17 protein-coding genes are annotated in these 15,949 nt (G+C 53.2%); 5 read left to right on the plus strand and 12 right to left on the minus strand.

Annotation, left to right across the window (positions count from 1 at the left end; genetic code table 11):
- Positions 1–1,657: 1,657 nt before the first annotated feature.
- Positions 1,658–2,413 carry a hypothetical protein gene (locus PYL13_RS09175; protein WP_275641079.1) on the plus strand — a complete coding sequence of 252 codons (756 nt, stop codon included), beginning with the start codon at positions 1,658–1,660 and terminating at the stop codon, positions 2,411–2,413.
- Positions 2,414–2,460: 47 nt separating this feature from the next.
- Positions 2,461–2,793 carry a hypothetical protein gene (locus PYL13_RS09180; RefSeq protein WP_250982564.1) on the plus strand — a complete coding sequence of 111 codons (333 nt, stop codon included), beginning with the start codon at positions 2,461–2,463 and terminating at the stop codon, positions 2,791–2,793.
- 108 nt (positions 2,794–2,901) lie between these two features.
- Here the strand turns inward: PYL13_RS09180 and PYL13_RS09185 are convergent, their stop codons facing one another.
- From PYL13_RS09185 to PYL13_RS09220, 8 genes are all read right to left on the minus strand, one after another.
- Complete coding sequence (locus tag PYL13_RS09185) at positions 2,902–4,887, minus strand: hypothetical protein (protein ID WP_275641080.1); 1,986 nt, start codon at positions 4,885–4,887, stop codon at positions 2,902–2,904.
- Positions 4,888–4,898: 11 nt separating this feature from the next.
- A complete protein-coding gene (locus PYL13_RS09190) occupies positions 4,899–5,408 on the minus strand; it encodes a virion core protein, T7 gp14 family (protein ID WP_275641081.1) in 510 nt (169 codons plus the stop codon).
- On the minus strand, positions 5,401–5,868 hold the full coding sequence (locus PYL13_RS09195; protein WP_192491283.1) for a hypothetical protein: 468 nt from the start codon (positions 5,866–5,868) through the stop codon (positions 5,401–5,403). Before PYL13_RS09195 ends, PYL13_RS09190 begins: the two co-directional genes overlap by 8 nt.
- On the minus strand, positions 5,858–7,957 hold the full coding sequence (locus tag PYL13_RS09200) for a hypothetical protein (RefSeq protein ID WP_275641082.1): 2,100 nt from the start codon (positions 7,955–7,957) through the stop codon (positions 5,858–5,860). Before PYL13_RS09200 ends, PYL13_RS09195 begins: the two co-directional genes overlap by 11 nt.
- Positions 7,950–8,576, minus strand: coding sequence for a hypothetical protein (locus PYL13_RS09205; protein WP_275641083.1), 627 nt, complete (start codon positions 8,574–8,576; stop codon positions 7,950–7,952). Before PYL13_RS09205 ends, PYL13_RS09200 begins: the two co-directional genes overlap by 8 nt.
- A 178-nt stretch (positions 8,577–8,754) precedes the next feature.
- Positions 8,755–8,916 (minus strand): hypothetical protein, encoded by a 162-nt coding sequence (locus tag PYL13_RS09210; RefSeq protein WP_259146492.1) that lies wholly within the window; start codon positions 8,914–8,916, stop codon positions 8,755–8,757.
- Between the two features lie 196 nt (positions 8,917–9,112).
- The gene (locus tag PYL13_RS09215) at positions 9,113–9,439 is read right to left on the minus strand and encodes a hypothetical protein (RefSeq protein WP_275641084.1); all 327 of its coding nucleotides are present in this window, start codon (positions 9,437–9,439) and stop codon (positions 9,113–9,115) included.
- A 51-nt stretch (positions 9,440–9,490) separates the two neighbouring features.
- Positions 9,491–10,915 carry a hypothetical protein gene (locus tag PYL13_RS09220; protein WP_275641085.1) on the minus strand — a complete coding sequence of 475 codons (1,425 nt, stop codon included), beginning with the start codon at positions 10,913–10,915 and terminating at the stop codon, positions 9,491–9,493.
- A gap of 320 nt (positions 10,916–11,235) precedes the next feature.
- Between PYL13_RS09220 and PYL13_RS09225 the strand changes: the two genes are divergently transcribed.
- Together PYL13_RS09225 and PYL13_RS09230 are read left to right on the plus strand one after the other, a co-directional pair.
- Positions 11,236–11,619 carry a hypothetical protein gene (locus PYL13_RS09225; RefSeq protein WP_250982557.1) on the plus strand — a complete coding sequence of 128 codons (384 nt, stop codon included), beginning with the start codon at positions 11,236–11,238 and terminating at the stop codon, positions 11,617–11,619.
- A gap of 233 nt (positions 11,620–11,852) precedes the next feature.
- On the plus strand, positions 11,853–12,257 hold the full coding sequence (locus PYL13_RS09230; protein ID WP_192491289.1) for a hypothetical protein: 405 nt from the start codon (positions 11,853–11,855) through the stop codon (positions 12,255–12,257).
- Between the two features lie 20 nt (positions 12,258–12,277).
- Here the strand turns inward: PYL13_RS09230 and PYL13_RS09235 are convergent, their stop codons facing one another.
- Positions 12,278–12,634 (minus strand): hypothetical protein, encoded by a 357-nt coding sequence (locus tag PYL13_RS09235; RefSeq protein ID WP_250982556.1) that lies wholly within the window; start codon positions 12,632–12,634, stop codon positions 12,278–12,280.
- A 150-nt stretch (positions 12,635–12,784) separates the two neighbouring features.
- Between PYL13_RS09235 and PYL13_RS09240 the strand changes: the two genes are divergently transcribed.
- Positions 12,785–13,114 carry a hypothetical protein gene (locus PYL13_RS09240; protein ID WP_250982555.1) on the plus strand — a complete coding sequence of 110 codons (330 nt, stop codon included), beginning with the start codon at positions 12,785–12,787 and terminating at the stop codon, positions 13,112–13,114.
- 26 nt (positions 13,115–13,140) lie between these two features.
- Here the strand turns inward: PYL13_RS09240 and PYL13_RS09245 are convergent, their stop codons facing one another.
- The 3 genes from PYL13_RS09245 to PYL13_RS09255 form a co-directional block, all read right to left on the minus strand.
- Entirely contained in the window at positions 13,141–13,560 is a 420-nt protein-coding gene (locus PYL13_RS09245) for a CopD family protein (protein ID WP_250982554.1), read from the minus strand.
- An 83-nt stretch (positions 13,561–13,643) separates the two neighbouring features.
- Positions 13,644–14,741 carry a hypothetical protein gene (locus tag PYL13_RS09250; RefSeq protein ID WP_275641086.1) on the minus strand — a complete coding sequence of 366 codons (1,098 nt, stop codon included), beginning with the start codon at positions 14,739–14,741 and terminating at the stop codon, positions 13,644–13,646.
- Between the two features lie 17 nt (positions 14,742–14,758).
- Positions 14,759–15,814: a hypothetical protein gene (locus tag PYL13_RS09255; RefSeq protein WP_275641087.1), complete on the minus strand. Its 1,056-nt coding sequence runs from the start codon at positions 15,812–15,814 to the stop codon at positions 14,759–14,761.
- Positions 15,815–15,949 lie beyond the last annotated feature (135 nt).

Genomic DNA, 15,949 nt, shown 5'->3' on the forward strand with positions numbered 1-15,949 from the left:
CCAATGTCGCTACGAAGTAATAAGGATCAATATCCTTCGTTTGGAGCGCGTCAAAAATATTCTCTACGTTGAAATATATGGTCTCAAGCGGCTTGCCTTTGAGATGCTGTCCTAGAATGGTTTCAAACTCTCTGGGCGAGCTATCTCGCAGCTTATTAGTCGATGCCAGTGTGGATATATCGTCGATTACTGAACTTGTTTTTTTCGCCTTAAGTGCTTTCCCTATGCTGCGTGTCAGGTGGTTCAAAGCACTCTTCGACACAGGCATTGCTCGCTTTGAACCAGCCTTTGCTAAATTAAACAGCGGTGCAAGTGCGAAGCTGGTTATAAAACTTTTCACGACGCCGTCGGAAAGATCCTTCTCAGGATTGTAGAGAAAATGTTCAATGGCGTTATGTGAAAATTGCGAAAGAGCTTCTTTCGCGCCTTCCTCTGTGGATTTTCCTAAAAGGGATAAGAATGCATTGTCCAAAAAAGGAAATCTCGATTTGAAAGGCTCAGCGAACTTCCCAAAGGACAGGAGATTTAGTGGACCAACTGCCAAGCCTAGCGCTGCAGCCTGAGATTGAATCTCCTCGCTTTGTCCAGCTTTTCGGGCAGCGCTTACCCTCTTACCTCCTGATTCAGCGATAACATATGTGCCGCCAGCAACGGGATTGACGGCAGTGAGTATAAAGGCTGGCAGCATTGATCCGGCTGCTGCGCCGAGTGTTCGTCCCAAACTGTCTTCCATGCCGGGAGCGGCTGGAAAAAGTTTGTCTCCGTAATCTTGGACCGAGGCGCCTGTGCTCTGCAGCCACTGCGATACTTTCTTCAATCCGGAATTGTAATTTGGTCCAAATAACTCAAGAACTTCTTCTGGAGAGGCACCGCCGCTAATGACTTCAGAAAGCATGTTCTGGGCAAAGTCTTTGTTAATAACACTTTGATGCTTAATGTCTTCCCTCAGCCGTTGGTATTCTGCATCAGAAAGATACGCACCAAAGGCAATTCTTATTGCCAGAGCTATACGTTGAGTGTCGTCAACAGGAGTTAATACCTGCCCGGCCAACTCAACTACCGTTCCCGTCGAAGAGGTTGCGCTGCCTGGCAATGCTTTAAAAAACTCTCCAGTGTGCTGCCCAAAAGTGGCGGGAGGAGATACCGTCGGCTCGCGAGATCCGGAGTCTTCAATTGCGGAAAGGTCAACTACAGCTTTCTCCCAACCCGCATAGTTTGGAAGATCGTCGTCTATCAATACTGCTTTCTCGAGATTTCCATTGCGCCAATTATCGAGCTCCGGCGCATCCGCTAGAATAGCGGCTCGTCTCGCTTCGTCTAGCTCGGACTGAAATTCATCCTCATGTCCAATCAGGAGGTAGAGCGGCGGTTGCTGTTTTCCGGTCACTTGCGCATAGTCTTGTGCGAGCTTGTGCTGTCTCATTATGACATCTGGACTTTCGTCCTCATGTCCGTTTTGGAAGTAGACCGGCCGTCCGTGGATGTCTTCTACCCGGATATATTCTAGTGGCTCCGGGCGTTGCCTTGCTACGACATCTGGACTTTCGCCCACTGGTTGCGTAGCTGTAACTGGACCAGTGCTGGTTTGCGTGTTTTGCTCTTGCGTTTCCGTGTCTGGCTTATTTTCCAAAACATGCCTCTCCTGTTTAAATGAGGCATGATTACCGGTGTGATGGTTGTGGGGACGAAGGGGATGGGTATCGCAGTCGCGCGCAGTTTTATGGGCTGGTTTGCGTTATTGATTTATGCGCTGGCGACACCGGCATCTGCGCAGTCGGCCCCGGGTGTGCCGCCAGAAGGGTACAAACCTCCAGAATTCTGGAACGGCGTGCGTGCGGGTGACAGTTACGACAAGGTCAAGTCTTTGGCCGGCTGGTATCAGTGTGGTGAGATGCCGCGACCGAAATTGTGCACTGACATCAAGGGGCCGGACAGCAAGCCTGAAGTGTACGAACTGGAGTTTCAGAATAACAAGGCATTCGTGGGTGCTTATTATATTCTCAGTGCGCCGCCGGTATGGTCCACGTACAAGCGGTTTAATCCCGTGCAGGACGCCAACACCACCCTGTTGGAAATAGGTTCGAATCCAGATTTCATCGATTTTATCAGCGAGAATTACCACGGCAGGGCATCCGGTATTGTCTCCAAAGCGGCCAGACTTCTGGCACCAGAAAATGACGACAAAATTTACAGCATTACTTATGTCAATCTACCTTTTGTAACTGGAGATTACCGCGATCAAATTGCTTACCGGGAAATACTTCCTGCTGAAACGTTCGTGATGAGAGTGGAGAAGTTTCTCTGGAAATCGCAGCCAGCTACTCGTCTTCGCGTGACGTTAAGTCCTGCGGATAGGAAAATACTGTTCCCTGAATATTGCATAGACAATTGCAAATCATGGAAATTGCGCTGAAACGACAGGTACGTTGTTTAATAATGCCAAAAATGGGGGAAGCATCGATGAGTGATATGGCTGAAGACATCACAGCAAAAAGAAATTGGAGAGCGGCACGACGCGGAGTGTTGTTGAAACTCGCTGTGTTGGCGGCTGTCTCACAACTTGTTGTCATGGTTGTCGTAGGACATGTCCCGGCCAATTATCCCAACATGGGCAGGTATCTGGGAAGTCAGGTAGGCTCGGCGATTGCTTTCTTTCTCTTCGGTTTTGTTGGCTTCCTTATCACGCGGTGTATTCGCTACCGGAGCGGCGTGGCAGATGCTGGCCTAATTACCGGCGCAATATTTACTGTCGTCAGTGCCTATGCGGCAATGCAGGGCATGCTGAATGATTAGCGCTCATTTTAAATGGCCTCGGACAGTGGTGTCCAAGGCCGTTGAATGTTGGGACGTGTTGTGTCGTCCGGGTAGGGGATTTGCGGGTATTTGTAGCCAATAGGCGCGCTACGTCCTGCTGTTATCCAAATACATTCGCCGCAACAGGTCATCCATAAACGCCTTGATGTCTTTGTTTTTGCTGATGTTGTCCTTGTTTACTGCTCCCAGCTCTGCAACGTAGCCATAAAGCTCCCGCTGAAAGTCGGTGACGCCCTTGTAGTCTTGCTCCGTCATCTGCGCCGGAGCTTTGACAAAACGCCCATCTTCAAGCCTCTTGAATGTAATCGCCAGAATGCGGCCATGCTCGCGTGCTTTCTGCGGGTCGGTGCGTGCCAGTTCTTTCCAGCTTGTGACAATTGCCCAGTCTTCGTTGGAGAGATTTCGACGATCATTGAACAGATCAGACTGTGCAAATTCCAACGGGTCATTCGCAAATTGACGCTGCAATTCGTAAAATCTGCGACTGGCTGTTCGTGGTTGCCCGTTTTTTTGTACCGTGTCGCTATGTTCCTGAAGCAATTTTATGCCGAGAGGACCGATGACAGATTGATCTTCCGGCGACATTTTCAAAGGGTCAAATCCGTCGTTTGCGGAAATCTGTGCCATGGCAGATTGCATGAGGTCTTCCCGTCGATCATCAATGTTTTTCTGCCCAGTGGTGTAGTTTGTATCAATTGTTTTGCCGGTGGCGGCCCGCTCTTCGGCATCCCCAATCGCGTCAAGGCTTTGGGCGAGATATGTAATCCCCGGCATGTTGTAATTTGGCAGCTCCACCCGCCGGGCGTCGACATTGCGGGCAGACCTAAAACTCAGCAGCTTCTGGGCTTCCTTCACCTTTGTCGACACTTGGCCAGGTTGGTCCTGTCGTCCAGCAATCATCAGAATATTGCCATTCGCATCATGACCTTGAAAAAAACCGACCTCCGGCGAGCCACTCTCGCCAGATACGACAACGATATCGCCTGCTCGCGGACTGTTGGTCGCCACGCCAAAATTCTGAAATGTTTTGGCTGAAGTGGCCTCCGCGCCATCTGTCAGGGGCGAACCAAGAACATTCTTGACGATATCGACAGACCACGGGGTTGGCACCGCGTTGCCCGTTGCATTTTTGCTGAAGTTGGCAAGCGCTTCGAGTGCAAGATGGCGGCCAGATGTGTAGCGCAAATAATCCACTGCCGTGGTTGGTCGAAGCAGTGCAGGGCTGTCTGGCGGCAACGGTGCGCCGGTGGCAATGTCGACGGAGTTGCGTGTTGCTTTTGCATTCAGCACAGCCGGTTTCATCCGCTCCTGCAGGGCAGTTTTGTCTTTTTCCAAAATGCGTTCTGAGTGGTCCTGCATGTATTTTTCCGCCGCGATCGGATCTGTCTCAGCAATACGTGTGACGATCCTCGTGAACGCGTCGGACTGATACTCCGCTTTTTTCCGCTCAATGGTTTCCTTGTCCCAGTTCAGCAACGCGCCAGCTGTATCGACTGTATCCGCAACCTTTCCCAGTCTCATTTCGAGTTTGTCGGGCAGCAGCCTGTCTTCAACCGCATCATTGATGTGACTTTCGATACTGCCGTCGAACGCGTCGATGACGGCGGTTTTCTGCTGGTTAAGGGCATGGTTGATTACCCTTCCTCCGGTGTCCCGCCGTGTCTCCCGTGAAGCCTGCTGGTAAATGGCGCGTGCGCCCGGCGGCAACCCTTTGCTGATGTCGCCATGTTTCTTCTCGGCTTCCTTTTCAAAAGCTGGCCGTGCTTCGACAGCCGCTTTGCCGGTGAGCGACAGAAAACCGCCTGGGCCGTGCAGGGCATTCCGGTTCCAGTTCGAAAATTCGGTCATTGCCTCTTTTGCCCTGGTCTCGTCATCAAGCTTTTTCAGGCGAAGGGCGGCTGCTTCATTGAGGTTAGTGGCTGCGGTTCCCATGCCCTTGCCAAGCGCCTGCATGCCACGGCCAATGCCCGCGCCAAATGCATCGGCATCGGCGCGGGTGGTGAAGTTTTCGGAATATTCGGCGCGAAGCGCAACGCGCTGTTGTGTGTCCTGGTAGAGAGGAACGGTCGGCATTTAAAACCTCATTAGATATAGCCCATTTTTACGGCTTGTTTGTAGGCATCACTGCTACCGCCCAGAATGGTGCCGCCGGCAGACAGGAAGCCTTCCTTCTTGGCGGCGCTGGCGCGCATGCGGTCCAGTGTTGCGCCACCGCGCTGGTTGGTTGCCTGCATGTTGTAGGCATAGGCCTCGCGGTGGGCATTGGTGCGAATGTTCAGCGCGTCGATCTCGCCCATTTTTGCGGTGTCGATAATCGTGTCGAGCGGAGAGCCGAAGGTCAGGTCAACGCCATTGGCGGCCATTGCGGCACGCTGGCGGCCCGCAAGCTGCGCAGTCTGCATGCGTTTCTGCTGCTCTTCCTGCTTGCCGCGCTCCAGCGCGTCCTTTGCCTGTTTGTCGGAAATTTTCGCATTCATTTCCGCAATCTGGGCGTTGTAATTACTCGCCGCCGCAGTTGCCTTTGATTGCTGAATTTGTCCGGCGGCACCCATCAGGGTGGACCCGATCATCAACGTCAGTCCAAGATCACACATCGGCTGCCTCCATTTCGAAAAGCCGGAATTGATGCCCGCCAATGTCGACCGGCTCGAGCAGCCGGAAACCCAGCCATTCCAGCCAGCGAATGGAAACCGTGTTGCGGGCATCCACAAAGTTTCTCAGCACGGAATAACGCTGCAACAGTTGGTTTGGCCAACCGCTGGAAATGCGCAGAAAGGCGCGGAAGTTTTGCTCCACCGCGTCGGTGCCCAGCAGCCAGGGTGCGCCGACGCCGGCCAGAATATTGATGTCGCCCACGCCGCCCATCACCTCCGGTTTGCCGTCAAACAGTGCTGTCCAGCAGCAGGAGGATTTGCGGTAGGAAAAGGAAAGGGCGGCAAGCGGTGTGTGGCCGGATGCGGCAAAAACCTCATCACGGTCTGCCTGTCGCATACGTGCGGCAATGCTGGCGACATGGCAGGGTGCAGCCTGGACTATCTCGACATTAGCGGCCAAGGGTCACGTCCGGCATCAAGGCAAGAATGGTCATGGGCAACGGGTCAAACTGCTTCACCCACAGGCTGCCGCTGTTATTCCAGTCCCAATAGGGGGTAATGCGCACATCGCCGGTATAAAGCTGAATGGCCTCGTTCCAGGCCTCGTCACGGCGTTGTTTGTATTCCACCAGCTTGTCGCTGTTGCGGTCACCATCTTCCGGCCCGGTGAAAATGCCGCGTGTATTTTCCACACGCATTGTCACTTCACTCACCGTCTTGGCGCGGCCCTGCACGGTGCCAAGGCCCTGTACCTGGCCAAGGTCCAGATCCAGCGTTTCAATCGCTGCCGTCATCGGCAGGCCAATATGCACCTTGGCGGCGGCGTTCTGCAATCTCACCGTTCCACCTGTCACGGTCAGATTGCGCACCACATTGCCGTCGGCAAGCGCCACCACCTGCTGTCCTTCCAGATGGGAAAGTCCGCTTATCGTCTGCGTTGGCGCGCCGCTGTAGGTCAGGCCGCAATCGACGAAAAACGCATCTTCCACACCGCTGAATGAGCGGGAATGCAGTCGTTCTATGTAACGTTTTGTCTGGCCATTGATGGTCCGGCGTACAATGAAATAGGGAACGTCTTCGCCGTTTTCCTCAATCACAGTCACATCTTCAAAATGGGCGTCGCCGTGAGCGCCGCTTTCATGCCGTGTCCAGGCCCAAACGTCCTGTTCCTTCATATAGGTCAGGGAAACCAGCGCACCGTCATCCAGCACCACCCACACAATGGAATCCGGTGCCTGGGCATAATCCCATGCGGCAATTTCCCGGTCCTTGAACAGGTGGCGGGCCAGAATGGTCAAATCCTTGCCCACATAGCTGTCCTGCGTATAGTCGTAGGAAAAATCTCTGATGACGCTACCCAGCCGCTGCGCAAACAACACTGTGTTGCCCACGACGATTGGCTGCACACGGGCCGCACCACGGTACCCCTGGTTATCGAGCTTCAGGGCGGAGGGCGAAATCGCATCGGCTGCAGAACCGCCCGTCACGATCCATTCGGAACCGGAGGTCAAAAGCAGCAGACCGCGCACTGAAATCATCGAGCGTATTTCGTTGACCTGCCGTGCACGAATACGGAAGGTCACTGCATCGCTGGCCTTGGCCGGAGACGACACGCCGAAATTCTCATAATTGGCCGATTGGCTGAGCCACACCGCCTGCGGATCATTTTTGGTGGAGGCAAAGGCCAGCCGCTGTTCGATAAAGGTCACACAACGTGGATAGCTGCCAGCCTCGTTAAACGGGTTTCGACCGGACTGGGGCGTGTCGGAAAGGTCGGGCGTGATGTTTTCATCATCAAAGGAAACACCGGTCGTGCCACCAATATAGCCATACACACCATTGTCATTGCGGTACACGATGTAACGCACTGCTTTGGGTCCAGCGGTCCAGGCCACGCGGTTTATGCCACCTTGCAGTGACAGGTCGTTGACAACAGAACCGGAGGCGGAAGGCAGGCTTTCCTCACCGCTGTCTGCCACGGCGGACACTACGTAACGATAGGTGGTCGCCACATAGCCGGTCTTGCCTGCCGTATTGCCCGGTGCCGTCACGGTAATTGCACCTGCTGGCGCATTGATCAGCGGCTTGAACTCAACCGGTGTCAGGGTCCAGTTATCGTCCGCAAGGCGGCCCAGTTTCCGCACCGGGTGGTCGACATGGCACAGGTAGAGAACATCGGCTTCCTGAACGAATACCAGATCCTTCACCTCAGCCGATGTGTAGGTCGTCGCCACTTCATAAGGGATCGCACCGGAGAGAATGAGGCCACCGTCGCGGAAAATCCGGATGTAGGTGTGGCCAAATTCCAGGACATAGGTCTGTTCGGTATTGAACTGGAATTTGATCAGCCGCGCCGATTTTGCGCTGTCGCGTATTTCGTGCACGAACTCAAATCCGGCCCGGTTGGATACGCCGCCATGCGGGTGCACAAATACATTCAGTGCCGTGCGAAGGCCGCTGGTATATTTGGCCAGATCGTTGCGGGCGCCAAGGGCAGGGGAAAGCTCACCGCCGGTGAACGAGGGTTGATAGGCGCGTAAATCAGCCATGGCTGCGTACCGTCAGGAAATCGGTAGACGTGTCGGATGTCTGGCGCACCTGGTTGACATCAGCCTGTTCGGCCGCCGCCTGCATGGTTCTGGCAATGGTCAGCGCATCAGCGCGGATCTTGGGGTCGCGCGTCAATGGCATCGCCAGTCGCACCGCCAGGTGCCAGGAAAGCGCCTCGATGAACAGCGGCGAAAACCGTGTCGGGTCCGTCAGCCGGGAGGTGTAGCGCAAAAGGCAGGGCGACAAATTGCAATACAGCGTGTCACCCTCAATCTCGTAAGGATACTGCGCTTCGCGCTCACGGTGCGCACCGGCAAAGGCCATATCCGGCGCACCGTCATCTGCCGCGTAAACCGGCCTTATCCAGCGCACCTGCAGGCAGTCGGAAGGCCGCATATAGGCGTATTGCCACACGCCCGGCTTGTCATTGCTTATCTCGCCCAAAGAAAGCGTTTTTCGTGCCGCCTTCCAGGGGTAGGATTGCAACAGCATATCGCGTGTCTGCGTATAAAACTGGTTGCAGGCGCGGGCTTCCGCGCTCTTTTCCGTTAAGTCATTGATGTTGTCTTTGCCCACATTGGAAAGGGCAAGATTGCAAATAGAAACGACTGAAGCCATGGACCAACCTCTTTTGTTGGCCCATGCTTACAAGCGCAATGGTTGTCACGCTGACATCGTTGAAAATAGACAGTTCAAAACCGGAGCAGGGCTCCAGTCAGGCAAAAACGCAAACGTGCCAAATGAAATCGTGACCCGCTGAAAACGGGCCTGATGGGGACAGCCGCAAGCCTTGCTGTCAGACGTAATTGCCAATCTGCCCGATCTTGTACTTGATGTGCAGGTTGGGGATAACGCCAGCCGTATGTGCTGCGCGGTAGACGTCACGTGATACGTGATAAACACCGCCCCAGAACAGGAGGCAGGACAGGGTTGCAATAATGTAGACCTGTAACCGCATTTGCTTATCTTTTCTGATATATCCGGCAGCATTGTGATGCTGTGCCGTCAATATCTCTCCTCGCCCCAATGTCAATATCTGGCGAAATCCTCCTCCCGCCAGTATTAACCAGACTCATAGCGGTTTATCGGCCAAATTGCACGAATAATATGTGCCAAATTGGCACATACTAAAGAATAGGGTTAGCGTCTAAACTTCATGCGGGCATGGTGTTGGTCGCTACACTTAAAGGTTTTTTGCCGCGCAAATGGCATTGTTGGTGGTCACCTCCAAACGTAGCCACGCTGGCACCGGCCGACGCTGGCCTGAACACCGCCTCAAAGGTGCAGGTCTTAGATATCTTCATCCAGCGCCTTGCAAACCTTTTCGCGTTCGACAGGGTCGCTGTGTAGCGTGGATCATAGTCGTCGAAACACAGCGTGATATGGTCGTTCAGACGCCAAAATTTAGGGCCAAATAGTGCAATGACCGCAAACACCGCGAGACAGAGCAGTAGAAACATTATCTTGATAAATCGAACCAAGCGTGCCTCGTGATGTCAGGGTTGCATACAGCAAAACATCAGTTTGATACGCTAAACTTGATCGCATATCGCCTTGTTGATAACCACGTCGCCAGCGGGCTTGCTGTCTTCTAACGTTGAAACCAGCCGCAACGTCAAGCCGATCGACAGCATGGCCTTGACGTAAGGTGTCTGGCACCAGTTTTTCTCCATGTCCCGTCTCGTTTTCTCAGACAGATTGGCGGGCACGGTGAAATGTTTGATATATGTCTTATCGCGGTAAGTGGCGTGGGTTAAGGTTACGCCATCGCCCGTCGTTTGCTGGTTCCCGGACAGTTGCCGTGTTTCGTCCGCAGCTTTTTCCTCCATTCTCTTGTCGAAGGATGTGCTCCATTCCTCGCACAATGCGGGATTGGCAGATACCTCTCCCAGGGCCTTGCCCTCGGTGTCTACAAACACGTTCGTCCTCGTCAGGCCCAGTTCAAAAAGCAATGTTGGGCTTGTCGGACTACAGGTGTTGAACATCTGAAAATCCGTGACGCTTTCACTCAGCGTGAAGTCGGTGCTCGATATCTCATAAACAGAAATCAGCCGATCGGCCTCGGCCTCCATGCGTATTAACGTCATGAGATCACTGAGTTGCTGTGGCACTGGGGTTTGCAGCACAATCTGTTTCAGCATCGGTTCGAAGTCGAATCTGCCTGCCTGCCCGTTGCTGCCACTGTTGCTAACAGTGTTGTTGACAGGCTTATCAACCGTGTCGCTCGCTGCGTCCTTGGCGGCGTCGCTGATTGTTTCGCTTGTAGTGTCAATGTTTTGGACTGCGGGTTGCTTCTGGGCAGTCTTTTTGACTGTCATTCCAGTATTATTGGCTGTCGTGGCAGTCTCGGCGGTCTGGCTAGCAACCTCCGAGAAGTGCTTTTCCATGGTTCTGCCGGTGGAAAATAACATAAGCCCGATGAAAACGATGGCTGCATTCGCAATAAACCCGCCTGAGCCAGTCTTTTTCGGGGTCATGGATTTGGCGAAGAGAAGAAAGAGGTTCGCAATAGGAATAATAGAAAGAAACCACAGACCCCTCGTGTCATAGGCGTCATTCGCGCGTGCCGCTGAAAATATGCCAAGCAACCCGCCAGCCAGCGCGGTACACACGAGATAGCTGCCAACAATTTGCCCGGAATAGCCGTCCCGTATCGCAGTCGGCAAATCAGTCAGGATCGAAACGCTGCCGGCCATCAAAACAAACGTAAAACCAAGCGACAGAAAATAGGGGGCTCTGTGCAGCTTCCATTCGAGTTTGGTCGCCGCGACCGCAAGCCCAGCCGAGGCAGCGAATATTGCCCAGACCAGCATATAGGTGCCGGTCTCTCCCAGCGTCATTATTTGATATGCCAGTTCTTCCATGCCGCCAGCCCCCCAATTCAAGGTTGTGGTAATGCCTTGCCTAAAAAAGTGCAAGGCCTTGAAAACAATGGGCTGTTGTCTGGTGATGCGCATATGATGTGCGGAAAAACAGCTCTTGTGTGCCGGCCGCTTCAATGCAGACCTTGTCAGGGAAATGCAGAATGGTGTGGCAGCACCGTGTTAGCCGAAATAACAACGTGGTCAGCCATATTTCAGGTTGCAATGCAGATTGACTATCGCGCGATCCTGTAGTGTAGATCGGTCGTTATGCCATGTGACGACATGCAATAGGGCAAGCATGTCGCGCAAAATGCTGAGTGGTCTTATGGCTACGGCAGTGTGCGAACAAAGAGAAATGGCGGGTTGCGCAGACATGATCAGACGCAGCACGTTTTGAGAGAGTTGGGGGCTAAATGAAAAAGTTTGTGATGGTGCTGGCTTGCGGGCTGGCCGTTTCTTCCTGCGCTAAAAGACCTGATGCCATTGTGCCGGTGGACATTCCAATGGCGGCTTATGGCAATCTGGATTGTCAGGGACTTTCGCGCGAATACCTGCAAGAACTTGAAGTTCTGGCAACTGTATCAAAACAGCAAAATGACGCGGCCACGGGTGATGCGTTTGGCGTGTTCCTTATTGGCGTTCCAATGTCCAGCGTGGCCGGTGGAGATAAGGAAGGCAAGGTTGCTGTCGCCAAGGGCAAGGTTAATGCGCTTGAATCCAGCATGAAAGCTAAAGGCTGCAACGTACCTGCTGCGCCGAAGTCTAAAGGCACAAGACCTGCGACGCACAGGACTTAAGGTCTGCCATTGGCAATGACGGGCGATGGATTGCAACGCAAATTCATGCCCGTTTACCGCCGGCTGTTTCATTCAGTTAGGCTGGTTTCCCCTATATTCGTTAGTCTTGATGCCTGCGACACCGCGTTTCCGAGCAGGAAAATTCCGCGTGATCTCCCCCTTTACAGGTCCCGATAAAAAGCTAATGTATGCAACTTAAGGGCGATTTAATTTTGTCGAAAAAGGTTGTTTACGTGTATTTGAGATTTGTGCGCCAGACATCAATGCCGGGAGCGAGAAGCCGTGAAGGCTTTTTTGTTGCCGCCTATGAATTGTCCAGAAACACCAATCTGGATGAAACCACATATAACCACGTCACCGAACTTCTCGTGTGGTTTGGCGGAAATCTCGCGGCACCCAAAAAGTTCAGCCGCACCACCTCCAAAGGGCATTACCGCCGCATGGACACACCAGGCCTCAGCTGGTTCAAGCCGAGCGCGCAGCTGCATGTGAAAAAGGCATTTGAACTGAAAGCCTTGCTGGATGAACACGGCCACGCAATCGAGGTCCTCAAGGCCCGCCGCCCGGGTTATGTGGTGTTTGAAGACAGGCACCAGATCGTGGCCGAACCTTTTGCGGATGACCACTGGTTTGCGTAACACATCGCGTTGGTTGGGTATTAGCTGGTGGGTGAGGTCACGCTGAAATAGGCGACAAAGTCCGGGTCGCTGACCCTGTTTCCGGCATCGTCGGTATAGATGCCCGGTTCTGCTCTTTCAAAAACTTCAAGCAACGGCGGCAGGTTGAATTCATCTTCTTCGTCATCACTTTCGGGCTTGAGTGTTATGCCCATGTGGCGATCAACGGTTCTAATGTAGCCGTGAATTTGCTGTTCTCTGGTCACTTTGCCGTCCGGTTCCCGGTAGGTAATGCCAATAACAACCAATGACCCAAGCAGCTCGTCGGCAAACTCCTGATCCCAGTCGTCATCCGTATCTTCCGTATCGTCGGTATCAACCCAGCCTTCGCGCGACATTCCAGATTCCTGTTTTCTGTGCAGCTATATAGGGTTGCATGGTTGCTTGAATTGATCAACCTCTGCGGTTTCAACACCGCCAACGCTCATGCCCGGTTGTTTGCATGTTCTGGCCGGGATAACAAGTCCAGCTGCAATTAGGATAATGCAATGCCTCCACTTTCGATCCAGCCCCGCATCAAACTGTCCCGTCTAAGGGACATCGGCTGGACCCATTGGGATCCGATCGGCCTGCTGGTCGAGGGAAAACACTGGGATGACGAGGATGCAAAACCGTTTGCAGATGAATATGACAGCTATCTGATTGCTGCTGCGGGAATGATTAGACGTGGCGCGCCAGACCAGGAGGTCGTAGCCTTCCTGCTGCAGATCGAAACCGATCATATGGCGCTGACAGAACAGCCAGATAGTCTCGCCAGAGCAAAAGCAACCGTGGTCGCCATCAAGGCCGATGATGAACTCTGGACATATCCCGAATAAACAACTCCTTTGCCGGGGCAGATTGCCTAAAACGGCTTAAGGCCAACCAGCAGCACGATCACGGCCTCAAGCACGATTATGGCCGGTGCCGCATGTCGCAAAGTGCCGGGCAGGGTGCGCCCAGGGTCGGCCACAAGACGACGCAAATTGCCGGACAGCGTGCCGTGTATTCCTGACAGGACAAACACCAGGATAAATTTGGTAATGAACCAGCCGCTGGAATACCAGCCACCCATGAATGCCAGTGTCAGCCCCAGTGCCCAAACGGCAAACATGGCCGGTGTGGTCACACGCCGGTCCCAACGGTGAATGGCGGCGAAAAACGCCGGATTGCGTTGCGCACTGTCAGTGCCGGCGGAACGCAGCGTTACCGCAACAACCAGCATGCCGCCCGTCCACAGAATGACGGCAATGATATGCAGAACCCGCAGCCACAAATAGTCCATTGCCCACCACCTTCAAACCGCACCTGTAAGCATCGCCTGTCGGCGCGCTAACATACGCTCATTCATAAAAGCGCCAAAGTGTCTCATCGCCGCGTGGCATATTCCGAACTCATGCGGTCGAAAGTTTGCGCCACGTCGCGCACGCCGGTGTGCATCATCTCAAGAAATTTGACTTGTGTTTCACTGTCGGATTTTTCCGGCAGGAATTTTTTGTGAATGAGTATTGTGAGTGCAGCCCATGTAATGGTCACGTCGCTATCAAGAACCTGTCTTCCATGTTTCTTGGCTTCGTAGTTGCGCACTTGTCCCAGCACATTCTCTACTTGCCTGAGATCATCGATCGTCATCACGGTCAGTTTCTGGCCATGCCGTTTGATGAAACCCTTGACCTTTTGTTCGGTGCTTTTGACCTGCAGCAACATGTCGACGAGTGCCTGATATTGTTTTGTATAACGAAAGTCAGGACCACATGCCTGGTCAAAAAATGAGACAGCGCAGAGATAGGCCAGTTGGCATGTCAGCTTCTCCAGAATGAACTGTCGCATACGCGCCATTTCTCTCGTCGTCTGGTGTTGGCTGTCGAGACCACCATCGTCTTTGAGGGAGGGGATAACCTCAGGCAATGCCTCCAGAAAATGCGCGCGTAAACGCGTGACACTTGGAAAACCGACTGCCGCCTGCGCATTCAGCAAATGCAAATACGTCTCGTGTGCGATGAAAATCGTCTCGCCAGGCTCGATCTGATCCGACGCGCCAGGCTCGACCTGATCCAACGCGGCAAGCTTGACCTGATCCGAGGCACTAAGCTTTGGAAGTTCGGGAAGGTATTTGTGGTAAGAATCCCGCAGCAGCAGTGCGTTCGTCAATGCCAGCATCATCCAGCAAAACAGGCCAAGCGACGTGTATGTGAATTCGTAGCGTAAGGCGACAATGGCTCCAAGCCCTCCCGCAGCCACAGTCCATAGTACAAACCTGCGGTGGACTGGAGAGGTCTTGTTTTTCCTGGCCCACAAAATCGGCAGGATTGGGCCGGAATTCAACAACGGCCACACCAGCGGAAGCGCTGAATAGCTCTCTGGTCCCCAGATTTCGCCAGCGATCAAGTAAGCTAATTGCAAACTCAGGACAGCCCATGCTGCCATGATCAGATAACTAACGTTTACATTCCCGACATTAAACATTCCGCCCCCAAAGTCTCTCATCGCCGCACCGCATATTCCGAACTCATGCGCAAGAAGGTTTGACCTACCTCGCGTATACCGGTCCGCATCATCTCGAACATCTTGGTCTGCGTGTCACTGTCGAGTTTTTCCGGCAGGAATTGTCTGTGAACGAGTATTGTGCGTGCGGCCCATGTAATGGTCAGGTCACTATCAAGAACCTGTCTTCCATGTTCCTTGGCGTCGTCGTTGCGCACTTGTCCCAGCACATGCTCCACTTCCCTGAGATCATCAATCGTCATCACGGTCAGTTTCTGGCCACGCCGTTTGATGACACCTTTGACCTCTTGTTCGGTGCTTTTGATCTGCAGCAACATTTTGACGAGCGCCTGATATTGTTTCTTGCCGCGAAAGTCAGGACCACATACCCGGTCAAAAAACGAGATGGCGCAGAGATAGGCCAGTTGGTACGTCAGCTTTTCCAGCATGAATTGGCGCATACGGGCCATCTCTCTCGTCGTCTGGTGTGGGCTGTTGAGACCACCATCGTCCTTGAGAGAGGGGATAACCTCTGGCAATGCCTCCAGAAAATGCGCGCGTAAACGCATGACACTTGGGAAACCGACAGCTGCCTGAGCACTGAGCAAATGCAGATATTTTTCGTACTCGATGACGATTTTCTCGAGGTGCTCTGTATTTTCCAGTGCTTTAACGAGCTTCTCCAATTCCAACTGGACTATGTAGTCATCGCCTTTCGGCCACTGCAGCGCGCACATGAATGCCATCATCATCCAGCCGAAAAGGCCAATGGCCGTATAGATAAATTCGTAGCGCAGGGCGACAATGGCTCCAAGCCCACCCAAACCGACAATCCACATTACAAACTGCCGACCGGCAGGGGTTTTCAGGTCGGTACTTACCCAGAGAAACGGCATCAAAGGACCGGACATTAGCCCCAACCATATCCAGACCTTCGCAGTAAAATTATCTGGACCCCAGTTTTCGCTGGCGATTAGGTGAGCCAAAAGCGAACTCAGGACAGCCCATGCTGCCGTCATGAGATAACCAACCCTCACATTCCCGACTTTAAACATTCCGCCCCCAAGCTGCTCTCGGGCAATATGAAGGCTGCTCCTTACAAATTCGGAAACATTGCAAGGGTTTACGCACCACAGCTCGCACATGCCTTTGGCAAAATCCCATGCCAGAATGATAAAAGGCCCGCATTG

This window comes from Agrobacterium sp. Azo12 (genome assembly GCF_029193765.2).
Classification (GTDB): Bacteria; Pseudomonadota; Alphaproteobacteria; order Rhizobiales; family Rhizobiaceae; genus Agrobacterium.